This window comes from Rossellomorea sp. NRS-1567, from assembly GCF_050467885.1.
Lineage (GTDB): Bacteria > Bacillota > Bacilli > Bacillales > Bacillaceae_B > Rossellomorea > Rossellomorea aquimaris_C.
Genome location: NZ_JBITPL010000004.1, coordinates 1 through 18,159, shown reverse-complemented (window position 1 = coordinate 18,159; position 18,159 = coordinate 1). Strand labels below are relative to the sequence as shown.

General features: G+C 43.6%; 23 protein-coding genes. 13 read left to right on the top strand and 10 right to left on the bottom strand.

The window, feature by feature from the left end:
- Positions 1-108: 108 nt before the first annotated feature.
- The 4 genes from bshB2 to ACIFOD_RS03225 all read right to left on the bottom strand — a co-directional run bounded on the left by bshB2 (position 109) and on the right by ACIFOD_RS03225 (position 2,672).
- A complete protein-coding gene (gene bshB2 / locus ACIFOD_RS03240; RefSeq protein ID WP_430313437.1) occupies positions 109-792 on the bottom strand; it encodes a bacillithiol biosynthesis deacetylase BshB2 in 684 nt (227 codons plus the stop codon).
- A gap of 33 nt (positions 793-825) precedes the next feature.
- A complete protein-coding gene (locus ACIFOD_RS03235) occupies positions 826-1,173 on the bottom strand; it encodes a YojF family protein (protein ID WP_324745978.1) in 348 nt (115 codons plus the stop codon).
- A 177-nt stretch (positions 1,174-1,350) separates the two neighbouring features.
- Positions 1,351-2,160 carry a pyridoxine/pyridoxal/pyridoxamine kinase gene (gene pdxK / locus ACIFOD_RS03230; RefSeq protein WP_397553669.1) on the bottom strand — a complete coding sequence of 270 codons (810 nt, stop codon included), beginning with the start codon at positions 2,158-2,160 and terminating at the stop codon, positions 1,351-1,353.
- 161 nt (positions 2,161-2,321) lie between these two features.
- Positions 2,322-2,672 carry a general stress protein gene (locus ACIFOD_RS03225; protein ID WP_430313436.1) on the bottom strand — a complete coding sequence of 117 codons (351 nt, stop codon included), beginning with the start codon at positions 2,670-2,672 and terminating at the stop codon, positions 2,322-2,324.
- A 156-nt stretch (positions 2,673-2,828) separates the two neighbouring features.
- Here ACIFOD_RS03225 and ACIFOD_RS03220 point away from each other — a divergent pair, with 156 nt between their 5' ends.
- From ACIFOD_RS03220 to ACIFOD_RS03200, 5 genes are all read left to right on the top strand, one after another.
- Entirely contained in the window at positions 2,829-3,587 is a 759-nt protein-coding gene (locus tag ACIFOD_RS03220; protein WP_430313435.1) for a DUF4230 domain-containing protein, read from the top strand.
- Between the two features lie 15 nt (positions 3,588-3,602).
- On the top strand, positions 3,603-4,274 hold the full coding sequence (locus ACIFOD_RS03215) for a uracil-DNA glycosylase (protein WP_430313434.1): 672 nt from the start codon (positions 3,603-3,605) through the stop codon (positions 4,272-4,274).
- A gap of 73 nt (positions 4,275-4,347) precedes the next feature.
- The gene (locus ACIFOD_RS03210) at positions 4,348-4,524 is read left to right on the top strand and encodes a uracil-DNA glycosylase (protein ID WP_430313433.1); all 177 of its coding nucleotides are present in this window, start codon (positions 4,348-4,350) and stop codon (positions 4,522-4,524) included.
- A gap of 127 nt (positions 4,525-4,651) precedes the next feature.
- On the top strand, positions 4,652-4,945 hold the full coding sequence (locus tag ACIFOD_RS03205; protein WP_430313432.1) for a YwdI family protein: 294 nt from the start codon (positions 4,652-4,654) through the stop codon (positions 4,943-4,945).
- 33 nt (positions 4,946-4,978) lie between these two features.
- A complete protein-coding gene (locus ACIFOD_RS03200; protein WP_397553675.1) occupies positions 4,979-5,350 on the top strand; it encodes a DUF423 domain-containing protein in 372 nt (123 codons plus the stop codon).
- Positions 5,351-5,399: 49 nt separating this feature from the next.
- Here ACIFOD_RS03200 and gerQ read toward each other — a convergent pair whose 3' ends face one another.
- Both gerQ and hemQ read right to left on the bottom strand, forming a co-directional pair.
- Positions 5,400-5,831 (bottom strand): spore coat protein GerQ, encoded by a 432-nt coding sequence (gene gerQ, locus ACIFOD_RS03195; RefSeq protein ID WP_324748526.1) that lies wholly within the window; start codon positions 5,829-5,831, stop codon positions 5,400-5,402.
- A 190-nt stretch (positions 5,832-6,021) separates the two neighbouring features.
- Positions 6,022-6,768, bottom strand: coding sequence for a hydrogen peroxide-dependent heme synthase (gene hemQ, locus ACIFOD_RS03190; protein WP_397553676.1), 747 nt, complete (start codon positions 6,766-6,768; stop codon positions 6,022-6,024).
- Between the two features lie 307 nt (positions 6,769-7,075).
- Between hemQ and pta the strand changes: the two genes are divergently transcribed.
- Together pta and ACIFOD_RS03180 are read left to right on the top strand one after the other, a co-directional pair.
- On the top strand, positions 7,076-8,047 hold the full coding sequence (pta, locus tag ACIFOD_RS03185) for a phosphate acetyltransferase (protein WP_397553677.1): 972 nt from the start codon (positions 7,076-7,078) through the stop codon (positions 8,045-8,047).
- A gap of 175 nt (positions 8,048-8,222) precedes the next feature.
- Positions 8,223-9,065, top strand: coding sequence for a lipoate--protein ligase family protein (locus ACIFOD_RS03180; protein WP_430313431.1), 843 nt, complete (start codon positions 8,223-8,225; stop codon positions 9,063-9,065).
- A 113-nt stretch (positions 9,066-9,178) separates the two neighbouring features.
- Here ACIFOD_RS03180 and ACIFOD_RS03175 read toward each other — a convergent pair whose 3' ends face one another.
- Positions 9,179-9,991, bottom strand: a complete 813-nt coding sequence (locus ACIFOD_RS03175) for an RsfA family transcriptional regulator (protein WP_430313438.1) — start codon at positions 9,989-9,991, stop codon at positions 9,179-9,181.
- A gap of 246 nt (positions 9,992-10,237) precedes the next feature.
- Here ACIFOD_RS03175 and ACIFOD_RS03170 point away from each other — a divergent pair, with 246 nt between their 5' ends.
- The 3 genes from ACIFOD_RS03170 to ACIFOD_RS03160 all read left to right on the top strand — a co-directional run bounded on the left by ACIFOD_RS03170 (position 10,238) and on the right by ACIFOD_RS03160 (position 12,616).
- Positions 10,238-10,462 (top strand): DUF1450 domain-containing protein, encoded by a 225-nt coding sequence (locus ACIFOD_RS03170; RefSeq protein WP_034765044.1) that lies wholly within the window; start codon positions 10,238-10,240, stop codon positions 10,460-10,462.
- Between the two features lie 283 nt (positions 10,463-10,745).
- The gene (locus ACIFOD_RS03165; protein ID WP_148970660.1) at positions 10,746-12,047 is read left to right on the top strand and encodes an HD domain-containing protein; all 1,302 of its coding nucleotides are present in this window, start codon (positions 10,746-10,748) and stop codon (positions 12,045-12,047) included.
- A 59-nt stretch (positions 12,048-12,106) separates the two neighbouring features.
- Positions 12,107-12,616, top strand: coding sequence for a YwgA family protein (locus ACIFOD_RS03160; protein WP_430313430.1), 510 nt, complete (start codon positions 12,107-12,109; stop codon positions 12,614-12,616).
- Between the two features lie 100 nt (positions 12,617-12,716).
- Here ACIFOD_RS03160 and ACIFOD_RS03155 read toward each other — a convergent pair whose 3' ends face one another.
- Positions 12,717-12,905 carry a DUF4083 family protein gene (locus ACIFOD_RS03155; RefSeq protein WP_430313429.1) on the bottom strand — a complete coding sequence of 63 codons (189 nt, stop codon included), beginning with the start codon at positions 12,903-12,905 and terminating at the stop codon, positions 12,717-12,719.
- 129 nt (positions 12,906-13,034) lie between these two features.
- Positions 13,035-13,220 carry a 2-hydroxymuconate tautomerase gene (locus ACIFOD_RS03150; RefSeq protein ID WP_034765056.1) on the bottom strand — a complete coding sequence of 62 codons (186 nt, stop codon included), beginning with the start codon at positions 13,218-13,220 and terminating at the stop codon, positions 13,035-13,037.
- A 292-nt stretch (positions 13,221-13,512) separates the two neighbouring features.
- Between ACIFOD_RS03150 and ACIFOD_RS03145 the strand changes: the two genes are divergently transcribed.
- Positions 13,513-14,118 (top strand): site-2 protease family protein, encoded by a 606-nt coding sequence (locus ACIFOD_RS03145; protein ID WP_113969431.1) that lies wholly within the window; start codon positions 13,513-13,515, stop codon positions 14,116-14,118.
- 29 nt (positions 14,119-14,147) lie between these two features.
- Entirely contained in the window at positions 14,148-14,651 is a 504-nt protein-coding gene (locus tag ACIFOD_RS03140) for a YwhD family protein (RefSeq protein WP_430313428.1), read from the top strand.
- Between the two features lie 170 nt (positions 14,652-14,821).
- Here the strand turns inward: ACIFOD_RS03140 and ACIFOD_RS03135 are convergent, their stop codons facing one another.
- Positions 14,822-16,888 (bottom strand): transglycosylase domain-containing protein, encoded by a 2,067-nt coding sequence (locus tag ACIFOD_RS03135; protein WP_430313427.1) that lies wholly within the window; start codon positions 16,886-16,888, stop codon positions 14,822-14,824.
- 415 nt (positions 16,889-17,303) lie between these two features.
- On the opposite strand from ACIFOD_RS03135, the gene speE reads away from it, so the two are divergent.
- Positions 17,304-18,134, top strand: a complete 831-nt coding sequence (speE, locus tag ACIFOD_RS03130; protein WP_044340587.1) for a spermidine synthase — start codon at positions 17,304-17,306, stop codon at positions 18,132-18,134.
- The last annotated feature ends 25 nt before the right edge of the window (positions 18,135-18,159 follow it).

Genomic DNA, 18,159 nt, shown 5'->3' with positions numbered 1-18,159 from the left:
GTGAGTAATCACTCACTAACTGATTATAGTTATTCTATTCACATAATGGTCCCTTAGAAGAGCACAATAAAAAAGAGCTTGAGCAAAGCCCAAACTCTTTGAAAATTATTATTCTACTGTGTCATTTTCCCATTGATAACTCCAGAATCGCTCAACGGTCACCCATTTTAATGCTTCAGGGTCATTTTGCTGAATGCCTTTTTCTAAATCCTTGAGCATCCATGCTGTCTGGGAGATATGTGCCTTCATGGCACCGATTTTTTGATCTTTTACTGGTGTGATATCAACAAGGATATCCGGCTGTCCTAACGCTTCCTCACAATTCTTAGAGAAGGCAAGGCAGTGGAGCTTCGGTCTTGATGCTTTCGGCAAGCGTCGAACGGCACGGACCACGGCTCTTGCTGTTGCTTCGTGATCCGGGTGAACGGAGTAGTCCGGATAGAAGGTGATGATGAGTGAAGGGTTTAATTCTTCAATCAACTCCGTCACCATGTTTGACAACTTTTCATCATTTTCAAATTCAAGGGTTTTATCCCGGTATCCCATCATGCGTAAATCCTGTATTCCCATCACGTCGGCCGCTTTTTGTAATTCTTTTTTACGAATCAGTGGAAGCGACTCTCTTGTTGCGAAGGGCGGGTTTCCTAAGTTTCTTCCCATTTCCCCTAATGTGAGGCAGGCGTAGGTAACAGGCGTTCCATTATTAACGTGGGTGGAAATGGTTCCTGACACCCCGAATGCTTCATCATCCGGATGAGGAAAGATGACAAGTACTTGTCTTTCTTTTTCCATTTTGACCTCTCCTTTTATATTGGTTCAAGTAGTTTAGCTGAAAGGCGTCGGGCTGATTTCAAGGGCTACGGCCAGTTTTCCGTCGGCACCATGACCTGCAAGTAACAGGCGGCCTTGTTCATCGAATTCATAATGAGTCAGTCCTTCGGCATAAATCCAGCCGATTTCAATTTTCAAACCGACACGGTAAGGTCCGTCCCCGATGATCTTCCCGTGCTCATAGTTGACTTTCGCGTTGCGGATATAGGCTCCGGCTGAAAAGAAGCCTTCATTAAAGTGAGATGCATAGGCTCCGTTGGTGGTTTCTAAATGTATATAAACGTCCTGACGGGCAAGCTGGGTAATGATTCCTTGCACATCAGCAATCTTGATCGGTTCCATTCTTTTTCCTCCTTAAATACAGAAAAGACTCTTAACCATTATGTACTATCTTACTAAAATTCATGAGTGAATGCGAAAAGTATGATTGGGGGAGGGACGTGCTTTTTGTAAGGTCCGTCCCTCAAAAAAAAGTGCCAGGCACGAGATCATTCATTCGTGCCTGGCACCAGCCGGTAATTATTTTTCAAAACGGTTATAGGCCCCATGCATGACAGGTCCAACGTATTGGTTCAGTTTGAAGCCGTGTTTGATGGCTGCTGTAACGAAGGTTTTCGCGTTTTGCACCGCTTCTTTCACGTCTTGTCCATTTGCAAGGTTAGAAGTGATGGCTGCTGCGAATGTACAGCCTGCTCCGTGGTTATACGTCGTTGCTACTTTTTCCTCTTCCAGGAGAGTGAATTCACTTCCGTCAAAGAATAGATCGAGAGCTTTGTCATGCTGTAATTGCTTCCCGCCCTTGATGACAACGTTTTTGGCGCCAAGGTCGTGGATTTTCTTTGCGGCTTCCTTCATTTCATCAATGGTTTTGATGGGACCTGACCCGGCAAGCTGACCTGCTTCGAACAGGTTAGGAGTTACGACGGTAGCACGCTTGAGCAAATGCTCTCTCATGGCATCCGTTGTTTCAGGGTTTAATACTTCATCTTCCCCCTTACATACCATTACAGGGTCGATGACGACTTTATCCAAACCGAAGGCATCGATTTTCTTCGCTGCAAGCTCAATGATTTCGACTGTACCGAGCATGCCTGTTTTCATGGCATCGATTCCGACAGAAAGAACGGTTTCCAGTTGTGCTTCCAATGTATCAATGGATAATGGATGAACCTGGTGGTGCCAATGGTTGTTCGGATCCATCGTAACAACCGTCGTAAGAGCCGTCATGCCATACACGCCATGCTCCTGGAATGTTTTAAGATCAGCTTGGATACCGGCTCCACCGCTTGTATCGGATCCAGCGATCGTAAGAGTTTTTTTCAATGTCATCGTTGCATTCCTCCTAAGAAAGTAACTCGTTATAATGGTAAAAGTCTGACTAAAGAATATAATAACGGGCGGGTAAATACAAATTCTTTTGGCTATTGCAAAAAAAGACGCCGGGAATGATTTCCTCGGGCGTCTTTTGGGATTGAAGATTGTTGGTAGACTTAGAATGGTTTCGCATCATTATTCGTTGATTCTTTGGAAGCGACGATGACCAGTTTTCCTTTATCGAGTTCTTCTTCATAGACATCTGCTTCTGCCTGGTTCATCCCCACGGACTTCATTTTCGAACGTAATTCATCTCCGCGGCTGTTGAATAGATTCCCCATGGACTCAATGATTCCTTGTTCTTTTATACCGGTGGATTCCGTGTGGGTTGCATCTGTGATGTGTTTAGAACGATGTTTGTCATGGGCGAACACATAGATTTCATCTTTGGAATAACCTTCACTTGTAAACATTTCAATTTCTCTTTTTGCTTCTACCACATTTTCAACCGTTTGAACTTTATACATAATCATTACCTCCATTTTGAATTTAATGTCTTGTCCCTACTTTTCCCGGTTAGACAAAAATAAAACTTTCCATAATATAGAAATGGTTTTTCAGAGAATAATTGTTTCCAAGATTATACATTATTTCCTATAATAGAAGAGAGGAAGGTGAAGCATTTGACAAATCAATACAAGAAAATACAAGAAATTGAAGAGATTTTAGCAGATTTGAAAGCCAGTGAGAGTGAAAGCAGTGCCTCTTTGGCGTTTGAGAATAGAAGCAGTAGACGTTTTCCGGCTTGGAAATTAGCATCATCCGTTCTGTCCTTTTGGAAAAATAGAGTGTTGTTGATTTTCTTTCTTTTTATCCTATTAGTAGGAGGAGTATCCATAGGGGTCTATTCGTGGTTATCCGGATCCACCTTTACAGAAGAGAAAGGGGCGTTTGTCGAACGGATTCAAGAGATGAGTTCCCTGGCGACGGCTCAAGGGTTCATAAAGGCCGTGATCGAGCAGGAGGATAATCAATTATTCGGGAAAGACATCAAAACGGATCTTCCCGGGACAAAACGGAAGCTTCTGATGATAGTCCCTGGAACCGTGCTTGCAGGGGTTGATTTACAGGGAATCGATGAAGACGATATAGTAGTTGATGAAGAGAAGAAAGAAATTCAATTAACCCTACCACGTGCAGAGATTCTTCAAGAACCTTCCATTGATACTGAGAACATTAAGACCTTTTCTGTAGAAGGGATCTTCAGAGATGATGTGGACTGGAATGAAGGGTTTGCCCTTGCGGAAGTGGCAAAGGACCAAATCAGTCAGGAAGCGGTTGAGCAGGGATTGCTTCAAGCAGCGGAAAAAAACGCAGAGAAATCATTGAAGGGTTTCTTTGAACAATTAGGATATGACATTACGATTCAATTTCAGGACTAGAAAGGATGTCTAACAGTGACGAAGATTTTTCAAAACGATTGGGCAGACATTCTGGAAGATGAACTTCAGATGGAGTACTATCAGACCTTGAGAGAATGGCTTAAAGGGGAATATGAAACAAACACGACTCATCCTTCCATGCATGACATCTTCAATGCATTTCATTACACAGCATACGAAGATGTAAAGGTTGTATTGCTTGGACAAGATCCGTATCATGGACCGAATCAGGCAGAAGGTTTAAGTTTTTCGGTCAAAAAAGGAGTCAAGATTCCCCCGTCGTTACGAAATATGTACAAAGAGCTTCAGGAGGATATCGGATGTCCGATTCCTGCCCATGGTTCCCTGGTAAAATGGGCAAAACAGGGCGTCCTGCTGTTAAATACCGTCTTAACCGTACAAGATGGGAAGGCGCACTCCCACCGGGGAAAAGGGTGGGAGCAATTCACGGATCATGTCATCTCGATCCTGAATGAACGAAAGAAGCCGATGGTGTTTATTTTATGGGGGAAACCTGCTCAGTCGAAGCAGGCCCTCATCGATTCTTCCAAGCACTATATCGTGACGGCTCCGCATCCGAGCCCATTATCTGCACACCGGGGTTTCTTTGGAAGTAAACCATATTCACAAACAAATGAGTTTTTACGGAAACAAGGGATAAACGAGATTGACTGGTGTATCGAATAACCGGATGTTTCACGTGAAACACTGGATGGCCCCTCGTATATGAGGGGTTTATTTTGTAGAAGGGGGACGCCAAATGATAAATGAGAAGCGTATCAACTGCTTTCAATGTCAATATTTCTATACAACCTGGGAGCCGGCTCATCCCCGGGGGTGTAAAGGCTACGGGTTCAAAACGAAAGCCATGCCTTCACTGGTGGTTTTCCAATCCTCAGGAAGTCCCTGTATGAAATTCAAGCCTAGAGCGAAATGACGACAAAGAAATTTGCGAAATCCTTCATTTAGAATTAGGATAGTGATGTAGGTTAATCAGAGGAAGTACATACTGTATGTAACCGATTCATCATGTACGGGAAGACGTCTGGAAGGAGTCATCAATTGTGAATATCCCTCATCAATCATTAATAAAGAAAATAGAACATGAACTCACAAAGGCAAAATCAGCCGAAAAGTCACAGCAAATCCGTGAGCATGTGTATTCCATAAAGGCTCTATGTGAAGTTTTGTTGGAGGAAAACCACGGGGCGTCTACTGCAGCACCTTCGTTTCAAACTCAACAAACAATGCCATATTTGCAGGAATCACAACCGAGTCAGAAGCCTGTTTCCATCCAGAAAGAAGAGCCTCTGGAAACGGATGACGGAGCGAATGGAAATTCATTATTCGACTTTTAATCACTAAGTGAACGGAAGAACAGGAGGGCCATCATGAAAACATTTATCATTATTGGAGCAATCAACGCCTTTTTATCAGTCGCTTTAGGAGCTTTCGGTGCCCACGCATTGGAAGGGAAAATCTCAAAGAAGTATATTGATATTTGGAATACCGGAGTTCTCTATCAGATGTTTCACGCCATCGGTATCATCATTGTCGGGGTACTGATGGGGAATGTGACACCAACCTCATTACTGTCCTGGTCCGGCTGGCTGATGCTGATCGGAACGATATTATTCTCAGGAAGCCTTTATGTACTGAGCCTATCCGGAATCAAGGTGCTTGGAGCAATCACACCTCTGGGCGGTGTCAGTTTCTTGGCAGCATGGGTGCTTCTGATTATCTTTGCAGCGAAAACGTTATAAAAAAATAAGATACCCTGACAGGGAAATATTCTCCTGTCAGGGTATTTTTTTATCGCTGGGAATAACTTTGCATAGAGCCTCCAGCTCCATACGGATATTCATATTCAATTTCTTCATCAAATGTAATGTAGTCTAAGTAAATCATTGGGATGAGGTACCTGGTCCCCGTTTGTGGATCACTCAGGATAAGGTGATCCCGGCCCGCGGCTTCAATGATTCCTTTGAAGACCTTCGCATTCCATTCTGTATTGTTTTCAAACGTAGTGTAAACAGTTGCTACTTTTCCTTTGTTCAAGCGAAGAATATTCTCGATATACGATTCTTCAATCGGCAGCATCCCTTGAATATTTTGAGTAGGGGCTGGAGCATTCGTCGGTGAAGGTACTTGAAAACCTCCACCACCTTGCTGCTGGGGATAATATTGTTGACCCTGAACTTGCCCTCCTCCGTAATACTGACCATATGGATTATACCCTTGCATATACGGGTTTGATTGTTGATTAGCCAAACCGAATACCTCCTTTTAATAAAGTTAAAAGATGCTATATGTCTCACTATTTCATGTCTATGTAGGAGGAGAAAAATATATTCGTTTGTTTTTTGAATGAGGAAGACGAACTTTTTTCATGAAAAAACGACAAGCCACGAGGACTTGTCGTTTATTAGTGTATTTAGTTCACGTGAAGGAATTTCGTGATTGCTTCTTCTTTTAGTAGATTACCTACATAGAAGGTACCGAATTCGCCGTAGCGTGCACTTACTTCATCAAAACGCATTTCGTATACAAGCTTTTTGAATTGAAGGACGTCGTCAGCGAACAGGGTCACACCCCACTCGTAATCATCAAAACCAACAGAGCCTGTGATGATCTGTTTGACTTTTCCAGCGTATTGGCGGCCGATCATTCCATGACTTCTCATCATGTCGCGACGCTCTTCCATCGGCAGCATGTACCAGTTATCATTCCCCTGGCGACGCTTGTCCATTGGATAGAAGCAGATATGGTTCGCTTTCGGAAGGATCGGGTAGATGCGCTCCTGTACATATGGATTCTCATAAGGATCGCCTTCTGAAGGCATGTAGTTACCAAGTTCCACTACAGAAACATAAGAGTATGTCGGAATCGTGAATTCAGCGATCTTCAGCTTGTTGAATTCATTTTCCAGCTCATTTAATTCTTCCATCGTAGGACGAAGGATCATCAGCATGAAGTCTGCTTTTTGACCAACGATTGTGTAAAGAGCGTGACTTCCTTCCTTCGCATCCTGCGTGCTGTTTAACTTATCTAAGAAACGGTGGAATTCAGAAATCGCCGAGGATCTTTCTTCACTCGGAAGCATCTTCCAGGTCGTCCAATCCATCGCGCGAAAATCATGCAGGGAATACCAACCATCTAACGTTTGTGCCGGTTCTGCCAACGTAATCACTCCTTAAAGTACTTTTTCCAACTTTACTATATCATAGTTTGGCCTTAGAGTAAGAATACAAAACCCGATGTCGATAAAATGGCACACATGGTGGATAGGCAAGGGATATCTGGAACACACTATCTTCGTAGATTATTACATAGGCTTAGGAGTGCAGGGGAATGGGTAAAAGGAAAGAGGAATTATTAGAAAACAAAGACTTTTACATGAAACCGATATCATTTCTCCTTTTCCTTGAATTCCTATATGAGAAGAGTATTCTAAGATTGGATATGTATAAATCAAGGAGGTTCCTCTATTGAGCAACTTATTTACAACACTAACAGATAAAGTAAAAGGCAAAGAGTTAAAAATCGTTTTCCCTGAAGGTACAGATGAACGGATTCTGACAGCAGCCTCCCGTTTAGCGGGCGACGGCATCTTGACGCCGATCGTAGTCGGAAACGTGGATGAAGTAAACGCCAAGGCGGACCAGCTGGGTGTGAAGCTTGACGGTTGTGACGTTGTCGACCCGGCATCATTTTCTGGAATGGACGAGCTTGTGAAGGCATTCGTGGAGCGCCGTAAAGGAAAAGCTTCAGAAGAAGATGCGAAAAGAATCCTATTAGACGGAAACTATTTCGGAACGATGCTTGTTTACACGGGTAAAGCTCACGGTCTTGTAAGTGGAGCGGCTCATTCAACAGCGGATACGGTTCGCCCGGCTCTTCAAATCATCAAAACAAAAGAAGGCGTCCGCAAAACTTCCGGTGTCTTCATCATGGTACGTGAAGACGAGAAGTATGTATTCGCTGACTGTGCGATCAATATTTCACCTGACAGCCAGGATCTAGCTGAAATCGCAATCGAAAGTGCAAAAACAGCTGAAATGTTTGACATCGACCCACGCGTAGCAATGCTAAGCTTCTCTACAAAAGGTTCGGCTAAATCACCAGAAACAGAAAAAGTGGTTGAAGCCGTTTCCGTCGCAAAAGAAAAAGCACCGGAACTGACTATCGACGGTGAATTCCAATTCGACGCTGCCTTCGTTCCATCTGTTGCAGAGAAAAAAGCACCAGGTGCCGACATCCAAGGTAATGCGAACGTATTCGTATTCCCAAGCCTGGAAGCAGGAAACATCGGATACAAAATCGCCCAACGCCTAGGAAATTTCGAAGCAGTAGGCCCGATCCTTCAAGGACTGAACGCACCTGTGAACGATCTTTCACGCGGCTGTAACGAAGAAGATGTGTATAAGCTTGCGTTGATTACGGCTGCTCAGGCGCTGTAATTCTATAGATTTGTGAATGAAGCCGGATCCTTTAGGGGGTTCGGCTTTTTTTCCTATTAACAGGCAATCAACCTCAAACGAAAAGCGGACCCCTTGGATTGTCCAACCCTTTTTTAGCAACCCTGCCAGAATATGATATAATGAGCTCGCAAGTTGTGAGTGAAGGAGAAGCGTTATGGATAAGGAAAAAGCATATGCACTGCTTCGTCAAGACAGATGGAGAGTGATTGATCAATCGAGCCTGGGACCGATGTTCGGGGCCCTGCAGTCGTTTGCCATGGATGATACGTTGTGCACGGTGATAGGAGCAGCTCAGTCTGATCCTACGGCACGCTCATGGGTTCACCATCAAACGGTGGTACTGGGCATTCAGGATACAAAGCTGCCGTTTCTTTCTGACGCGTTAGAGGTGTTGGAACGGGAAGGCTATCAATATATTGTGAGAAACTCCGGCGGATTAGCCGTTGTGTTGGATGAAGGAGTATTGAATCTTTCATTGGTTTTCCCCGATTCTGAAAAAGGGATCGATATTAACCGTGGCTACGATGCTATGTGGCTGCTTGTGGAGGATATGTTCAAGGACTTTGATGTGAAGATCGAGGCGAAGGAGATCACGCAATCCTACTGTCCCGGAAGTTATGATTTGAGCATACATGATCAGAAATTTGCGGGTATTTCTCAGCGCAGAATCCGGAATGGAGTAGCTGTTCAGGTGTACCTCTGCGTCAATGGAAGCGGTTCTGAACGGGCCAGGCTTATTCAGCGTTTTTATGAGACTGGGTTGAAGGATGGAACGACGAAGTTTACATTTCCTGTTATTGATCCTGAAGTGATGGCGTCTTTATCGGAGCTACTTGGAGTCGAGTTATCGATTCAAGATGTGATGCTCAGGTTCCTGCAGTCGTTGAAAGGGTTCAGCGGCGAATTTTATAGCAGTGCCCTTCAAGGGGAAGAGTACACGATGTACGAGACCTATTATCAGAGGGTAGTCGATCGGAATGAGAAGTTTTTGGGATAGATTGGTAGGCTGGACTTCGGTTGTTATGGGGTCCGGTTTTTTTAGTTGTGCCAGAATTGTCCACCCAGCCAAAAAACCAGCACACCCACAGGCGCACTGGTTGGGAACTATTATTATTCGGCTACTTTTTCTAAGTTTCCGTTACGATCCATTTTGAAACGTGGTGCTTTGGCATCGTCTTCATCGAATAGGACGAGCTTTCTGGCACGGTTCATGATTTGCATAAGTGTCTCGTAGTCTTCCTGCATCGTGACGGAATTGTTTTCAAGAGCTGCGACTTTCTTTTCAAGCTCAGCGTTTTCTTTTCTGATTTCAGCGATTTCATGCTTTAATCTCTGATTCTCAATTTTTACATAGTCGGAATTCATGTTGGTTTGAGCAAGGTTTTGCAGGAAGGCAATGACTTTCTCGAGTGTCACTTCCCCTTTTAATCCTGAAGGCTTTACCACATGGTTAGCGGCAGGCGCCTGCTGTGTGACGTAGACTTGTTCCTCGCTTGCTTCCATTTCGAATTTCGGGGCTCCTTCGGATTCTTTCCCCAGCTGTTCCGTTTCCGGCACGTAGTTCTCGTACTCAGCAAATTCCATTTCTTCTTCGGCTTCAGACATTGATAGAGACATAGCATCTAAATCTTCGAATGAAGGCGTTGGTGGCTGATACAATAGCTTTTTCTTGCCGCCCTGGTCTTTTCCGAGGATGCGGTGGCGCTGTTTGCGTTGTTTTTTTGCTAGTTGAAGAGCTTTCTCATATTGGTGACGAACCACTGCGTTCCAGCGGAATCCACATGCGGCAGATGTGCGGTTCAGTTTGTCTCCCACTTCTTCAAAGGCATTTAATTGTGTGCTGCCTTCCCGTACGTGACGTAAGACCGTTTCTGCCAATAATAGATCATTCTCTTCCGTCCAGGCATCCTGTCTTGTTTTCATCATCATTTCATCTCAACTCCCATAGTTTTCTTAAATGATTCGTTGGTTAAAGGATGGACAGTTTTACAGGTTTTTATACGAATATGTTAAATTTATTTTTTGTCTGCTAGTTTCGTTGTATTAGTGGTGATTCCCATAAGCTAAGAAACGATGTTCTCTTGCAAAACATGTCAGAAAACTGTATTCTATAAATCGATGTTTACGACAATAGAATTCATTTCAATAGATAGAAAGGGTTGTTGACAAATGGCAAACGAATTTCGTGTTTGCGATGATTGTCAGGCCGTTAACCTGAAGACCTTGATTCCCAAATTAAAAGAAATTGACCCGGATGCACCGATCGATATTGCGTGTCAATCCTATTGTGGTCCAGGACGCAAGAAGACATTCGCTTTTGTGAATAATCGTCCTGTAGCGGCGTTGACGGAAGAAGAACTCATGGAAAAAGTAATAAAGAAAATAAAGAAATAAAGGAAAACTTCCAGTGAGGGAGTTTTTTCTTTTCTGCCCAATAAAAAAATATAGGTTTGGCTCTTATTGGAAAAGGAAACTAGTTAGAGGGTAGAGAATAAGTAGGGAAAGCGTAGATTTTTGTCAAGTGTACTTAAAAGCTGAAATTTTTTTGAAGGAAATGGAACGCTTGGCATGGATCATTCAGAAGCCAAATACCTATTTTTTTCGACAAAATTCGAGATGAATACCAGTACGAAAGTAGCTATAATAGAAATATGCTAGTTTAGGAAGAGGGTAGAAGATGGAGTATGCCAAGCAGAAATTACATGAAGAAAAAGTATTTAAAGACCCTGTTCATCGGTATGTTCATGTAAGGGATCGCGTGATTTGGGATTTGATTGGAACGAAAGAGTTTCAACGACTTCGCAGGATCAGGCAGCTGGGAACCACCTACTTGACCTTTCATGGTGCCGAGCATAGCCGGTTCAATCATTCTCTTGGCGTGTATGAGATCATCCGCCGAATCGTGGATGATGTCTTCGCAGGCAGACCGGAGTGGAATCAGGATGAGCGATTATTGTCCCTTTGCGCTGCGTTATTACACGATCTGGGGCATGGACCGTTTTCCCACTCCTTTGAAAAAGTATTTCACCTGGATCACGAGCACTTCACTCAAGCCATCATCTTAGGGGATACAGAGGTGAATGAGGTACTAACGAAAGTGGGACCTGATTTTCCTAAGCATGTAGCGGAAGTGATAGCGAAGACGTATAAGAACAAGCTGGTTGTCAGTCTGATTTCAAGTCAAATTGATGCGGACCGAATGGATTATTTGCAGCGTGATGCTTATTTTACCGGAGTCAGCTACGGCCATTTCGATATGGAGCGAATTCTTCGTGTGATGAGACCTCGTGAGGACCAAGTAGTGATCAAACAGAGCGGTATGCATGCAGTGGAAGATTATATTATGAGCCGCTATCAGATGTACTGGCAGGTTTATTTTCATCCGGTCACCCGCAGTGCTGAAGTGATTTTAACGAAAATCCTACATAGGGCGAAGGAGCTTCATGAAGAGTATTATTCCTTTAAGCAAAGCCCGATCCACTTTTACTCCCTGTTTGAAGAAGAGGTTTCCCTCCAGGATTATTTGAAGCTGGATGAAGCGGTCATCATGTATTATTTTCAAATTTGGCAGGAAGAAGAGGATCCGATTTTACGGGACTTATGCGAGCGGTTCATGAACCGTAATTTATTTAAGTACGTGGAATTTGATCCGGCTAAGGAATATAAGAAGCACAGTGAGCTTGAAGTTCTGTTTAAAAAAGCGGGGATCGATCCTGATTATTATTTAGTGGTGGACTCATCTTCAGACCTTCCATACGACTTCTACAGACCAGGCGAGGAAGAGGAACGGCTTCCGATTCATCTATTAATGAGGAATGATGAGCTGCGCGAGTTATCGAGGCAGTCGGATATCGTCGATTCTATTTCCGGAAAACGCCGAACGGATCATAAATTATATTATCCAGTGGATTTACTATATGACGAATCAACGAAGAAAAATATTAAGAGACAGATACGTACGATTCTAGAACTAACTTAAACGACACGACAGCCAATGAGGATCTACAACGCAATACTAGGAGTAGGAGATGACGTACATTGTTGAAAGATCATGCAAAACTAATGAGTGCCTTCTTAGCCTCAGGTGAAGTGGTGGGAAGAAAAAAGCTTCAGAAGATGATCTTCATCGCGAAGAAGCTTGAATTCCCATTTCAGGAAAAATTTCAGTTCCATTTTTATGGACCGTATTCGGAAGAGCTGACCCTGAGAGTTGAAGAGCTCTGCAATATGGGATTCATCTCCGAGGTGAAGGAGAAAAAGGGTGGATATTATCAATACCGGTACACCGTCACCAAAGAAGGGGAAGACTTCCTGCAGATTTATGAGAAAGATATGCCGTGCTTACAGGATTGCCTGACGGATATGAACGTTCAATCAGCACGCTTTCTTGAACTTGTTTCAACAGTCTTATATTTTTATAGCCTTCCTAAAGAAGAAGTCGTGGAGAAAGTATTCACACTTAAGAGCAAACAGAAATATACAACAGAAGAAATCGACGAAGCCTTCGCATACATCGAAGGATTAAAATTGAAAAAAATCGTCCAGTAAAGGACGTTTCATATGAATGGCGGGGATCACTCGAAATGGGTGATCCCCTTTTACATGAACGAAAAAATCGTCACTGATGAGAGTAACGATTTTCATGGCTTTATTTAGGTGTTTGATCCATTTTTTCTATAATCTGATCAAGCTTTTCTTCAATTTGTTTGTCGTGCTTCCGCTGCTGGACCTTTCGATTTCGGACCCCTTTTGCCACCATGAAAGCGACCACCACAATGGCTACCAGGAAAGCCATCATGAACAATTGGAAGAGTAAATCACCAACATTAATGTCCATTTCTCTCCATCCTTTCCATGAGTGTATGGTCTATAGTATTCTTCGAAGTGTGAATTTACCCCTTTTTTACATTCAAAAAGCCTGCCAGCAGTCAAATCGATCTGTTGGCAGGCTTTTTGTTCTCCATTCTTATTGATCACTGAGTCTCTTACCGCCCACAGCATAGTGACCTTTCGTCATTTCTTCAATGAAGACAACGATTTTTTCTTCAGGTGCTCCAGTTGTTTCGCTTACTGCTTCGGTCACTTTTTCAACGAGGGCGCGTTTCTGTTCTTCTGAACGGCCTTCGAGCATTTTTACGGTGATATAAGGCATTATGGTTCGCTCCTTGCTTTTGGATTTGGTACAATCTGTGGTAGGCATATTCGTTTCAGCCCACCTCTTAAATGTAAGGGGTAGGGGATATTAGAGCAAGTTTGTTATAGTGGGAAGCAGGAATTGTTCTGTAGCGTGGTCATGAAGGCAGGAATTTTTCTGTATACTATTGAATAAGAAAGTAAAACATTTTTTTAAAGGAGTACATACTTTGGATACATTTAGCTCTCTTTTTGAGTCCATTTCCGTCTTTCGGCTGGAAGAGCTTCCGTTTGTGGTGATTGCCTTAGTCATGGCCTTTACGGTCCATGAGTTTGCCCATGCGTTTGTGGCGTACAAATTTGGTGACACGACAGCGAAAGACCAAGGAAGGCTCACATTAAATCCGATTCAACATCTGGATCCCCTGGGAACCATTTTAATCTTAATTGCAGGATTTGGCTGGGCGCGTCCTGTGCCGGTCATGAGATCCCGATTTAAAAATCCCCGTTTGGCAGGGGTATTAGTTTCAGTGGCAGGTCCCCTGAGTAATTTCTTACTTGCATTCATAGCATTTGGATTTTTTTATTTTTTTGTAGGAGTGACTGGTGGAGTCGGGGTTCCTCCCTTTGTCATCGATCTTCTGCAGATGATTGTGTATTTGAATGTGCTGTTATTTGTATTTAATCTATTGCCGTTCCCTCCACTGGATGGGTACCGGATCATCGAGGACCTGTCACCGAATCATATCAGGGCAAAGATGACTCAGTATGAGCAATATGGAGTCGTATTATTTCTGATCATCGTGATTACACCCCTTGATGAGTATACGATCTGGCCGCTGTTACAAGGCGGGATGACAGCAACCAACCAGGCTTTCAGTGCGATTTTTACAACTGTTTTTTCAGTCTTTAGCTAGGAATGTCAACTTTGAAGGAGTGAAGATACATGGAAAAGAAAAAGAACATCGGATTCAATATCATCAAAAGTGATCCTACTGACGGCCACGGTGGCTATGGTGTAGGCTCATTAAGTCTTGATAATGTTTCCCCAGTGATGATTGACGTCGAAGAAGGGGAAGCGACGATTGAGATCGGAGCGATGCATGCCAGGAGCCCGATTGAAAAAGGGATTAAATTCACAAATAAGCGTGAGGATTCAGCAGGAGGTAAGCCATACTGGTTGATCTGGGTGACCATCGACCGTATGGAAAATGGACCGTACTATGCAGGTGTGACGGCTTGTGAAATGGTCGTGAACCGTGAGAAACGCAGAGGCTACAAGTCCATGCCGGAGCATGTGAATAATATGGATAGATCGATTAAACGTAAAATCGTCCTTGATCAACTGGACGACAAGTCTAAAGGGATTCTCACGGACTTCCTGAAGAAACATGATGAGGGTATGTGGGAACGCTCAAAAGACGAATTAAAGGAAGCGTTAAAAGTTTAAAAACATAGAAAAATCTTCTTTTGTGAACAAACTATGACATTTTTTTGAATATGTCGTTCACATCTTGCCCTTATGCTTGAAAAAAAGTACACTTAAATCACAGTTTGCACATAAACTAGGACATGAAAAACCACGGGTTCGCACAAACCCGTGGTTTTTCGTTTTTTCTTCTAAAAAATCCAATCCTTAACTTTTTCATACCAAGGCTTTTCTTCTTTTTTCGCTGGCGCTTTCTCTTTCGGTGTTTCATTTTTACCCAGGTGGTCATGGCAGTATTCGGTAGGTTCGGTTCCTTTTACAAAGTATGTGAAGCGCTGGACGGGACAGTCTTCTGTGGCCAGTTTCCCGTTATGGGGGTTCACAGCTACGCCGACGACGCCCTTGGTCGGTTTGAAGTTTTTGACGGGTTCATCCTTCAGCGCTCGCTCCATGAAATTCACCCAGAGTTTCTTGGCTACATATTTATCGTCGACCAGGGAGATTTCTTTTTCTTTGTCATATCCGGTCCACACCCCTGCTGTGAGCTGAGGTGAGTAGCCGATCATCCAGTTATCTGTGTTGGTGGTACCTGATTTTCCGGCATAGGGACGGGTGGCGTCTTTCCGGATCTGGATCCCGGTTACCGTTGAGTAATCATTGAGCTTCGGATCAAATATGCCACTCAGCATATGGGTCATGACATACGCCTGATCAGGGTCCAAAACTTGTTCTATTTCGGATTTATTTTCATAAATGACGTTACCGGACCAGTCTTCCACACGTGTAATGAATACCGGTTTCACCTTATAGCCTCCGTTGGCAAAAATATTGTAGGCGTTGACCATATCGATGACCCTAGCACCTGATGTACCGAGTGCGGAGGAAGGGTACTTTTTTACCTTTGACGTTAATCCGAATGTCTCTTGTGCTGTTTTCGTTAAGGTATCCTGACCAATGAAAAGGTGGGTTTTCACTGCGTACACATTATCTGAAAGAGCGATGGCCTGAGCGAGGGTGATGTCATCCCCTGCATATTTGTTGTTGTAGTTATGAGGTGTGTATTTCGCTTTGCCATCATCAAAAGTGAATGATGTTAACTCACTTTTCATCGTTGTTGACGGGGTGAAGCCTTGTTCCAAGGCAGAATAGTACAGGAGCGGTTTAATCGTTGATCCCGGCTGACGAACTGCCTGAACCGCACGATTAAACGGACTTTCCTCATAGCTTCTTCCTCCGACAAGCGCTGTTACATGACCGTTCTTTGGGTTCATCGATACAAAGCCCAGTTGAATATCAGACTCATCGGGGATTTGTTCCTTCACGACTTTTTCTGCGACTTTTTGATGGTCGGTATCAAGGGTTGTGTATACCTTCAGTCCGCCCATTTCAATGGTACGCTCTTCGATGCTAAGGTCAGAGCGCAGAATGCTTTTCACAACGTCTTGAAAGTAAGGAGCCGTTTCTGCTTTATGGTATGCATGCTCGCCTGTAATGGTAATGGGAGCTGCCTTTGAAGCTGCCTGTTGTTCTTTTGTAATGAAGCCGTCCTCGGTCATGGACTGAAGGATCAGTTCCTGGCGCTTCTTGGCATTCTCCATATTGGCGACGGGTGAATAGTAGGTCGGTGCTTTCGGAATTCCCGCAAGCATAGTGGCTTCAGCAACGGTCAATTGGTTGGAATCTTTACCGAAATAGTATTGACTCGCTGCCTGGACCCCGTAGGCTCCGTGTCCATAATAAATAGTATTTAAATAGCCTTCCAGAATTTCTTTCTTCGAATAGTTCATCTCGATCCGAATCGTATAGAGGGCTTCTGAAATCTTTCTTTTCCATGTCTTGTCATGGGATAAAAATAGATTACGAGCATACTGCTGGGAAATGGTACTGGCTCCCTGTACCTTTGCCATGGCTTTCAAGTCGGCAAGAGCTGCTCCCGCCATCCGCTTGATATCGAAGCCATAGTGCTGATAGAAGCTTTTGTCTTCAATGGAGATGGTCGCTTCGATGAGCGCTGGGGAGATTTCCTTCAGGTTCACCCAATAGCGTTTCTCTCCTGTATTCGTTTCCCCTATAACCGAACCGTCCTCACCGTAGAGCAAAGTGGATTGAGGCACAGCGAGCGGAGGGGGCCCCTGGATTTTAGCGTATGCTAAAACTCCGATCAGCCCGGCAAACATCAGGACCGAAACCAATAACCCTGCAACGACTGCCACTCTGGCATATTTTTTTGTTTTCTCCATTCGAGCCATCAGTTCCATACCTCTCCCCACCTTCTCCTCACGAGGTCCTTAAGTTCAGGGACGGACCTTAGATTGTATTGGACAATAGTAAACATCCTATATTATGTTTAGCGTATAGTATCAGTATGAAAAGTTTTACGAGTTTTTAAACATCAAAGTTTTAGAAAAAATTTCACTTGAAATTTTGCTAGATTCCACTATACTTTTTCTCATGTTTGTATTTATCATGATAGGGAAGGATAAAAATGACGTCTGTTGCGGACGTTTTTATAAATAGGAGTAAAGCCCGTCATTACAGGCTTTAGCTTAATTGAGTGATCTATTTTGTCCTGAGATGAACGTGTGAAAACTCAAACTAGTGGTATATGATTTATACAGCGAAGAACGGAAATTGCGGAATAATCTATAAAAAACAAGAAGGGAAGTTGAAACAATGAGTGGACTTTGGTACACAGAAAAACAAACAGAAAACTTCGGAATCACGATGAAAATCAAGAAAACTTTACATACAGAGCAAACGGATTTTCAATATCTTGAAATGGCAGAGACAGAAGAGTGGGGTAACATGCTATTCCTTGATGGAATGGTGATGACTAGTCAAAAAGACGAGTTCGTATATCATGAAATGGTAGCCCACGTTCCTTTATTCACACACCCTAATCCTGAGAAGGTATTGGTTGTCGGAGGCGGAGACGGTGGAGTCATCCGTGAAGTGTTAAAGCATCCAAGCGTGAAGAAAGCGGTTCTAGTTGAAATCGACGGAAAAGTGATCGAGTACTCTAAGAAATATCTTCCGGAGATTGCTGGAGAACTGGAAAACGAGCGCGTGGACGTACAAGTGGACGATGGCTTCATGCATATCGCGAAAAGTGAAAATGAATATGACGTGATCATGGTCGACTCGACTGAGCCGGTCGGACCTGCTGTAAACCTATTCACAAAAGGTTTCTATGCAGGAATCTCCAAAGCCCTGAAAGAAGACGGGATCTTTGTCGCACAGTGTGATAATCCTTGGTTCAAAGCAGATCTAATTCGCCAGGTACAAAGCGATGTAAAGGAAATCTTCCCGATTACCCGTCTGTACACAGCGAATATCCCGACATACCCAAGCGGACTATGGGCATTCACGATCGGTTCAAAAAAGCACGATCCAATCGAAGTACCGGAAGATCGATTCCACGACATCGAATCAAAATACTACACACCAGAACTGCACAAAGCAGCATTCGCCCTGCCTAAATTCGTTAAAGATTTAACAAAATAAATTTGAGGGACGGACCTTCAGGAGG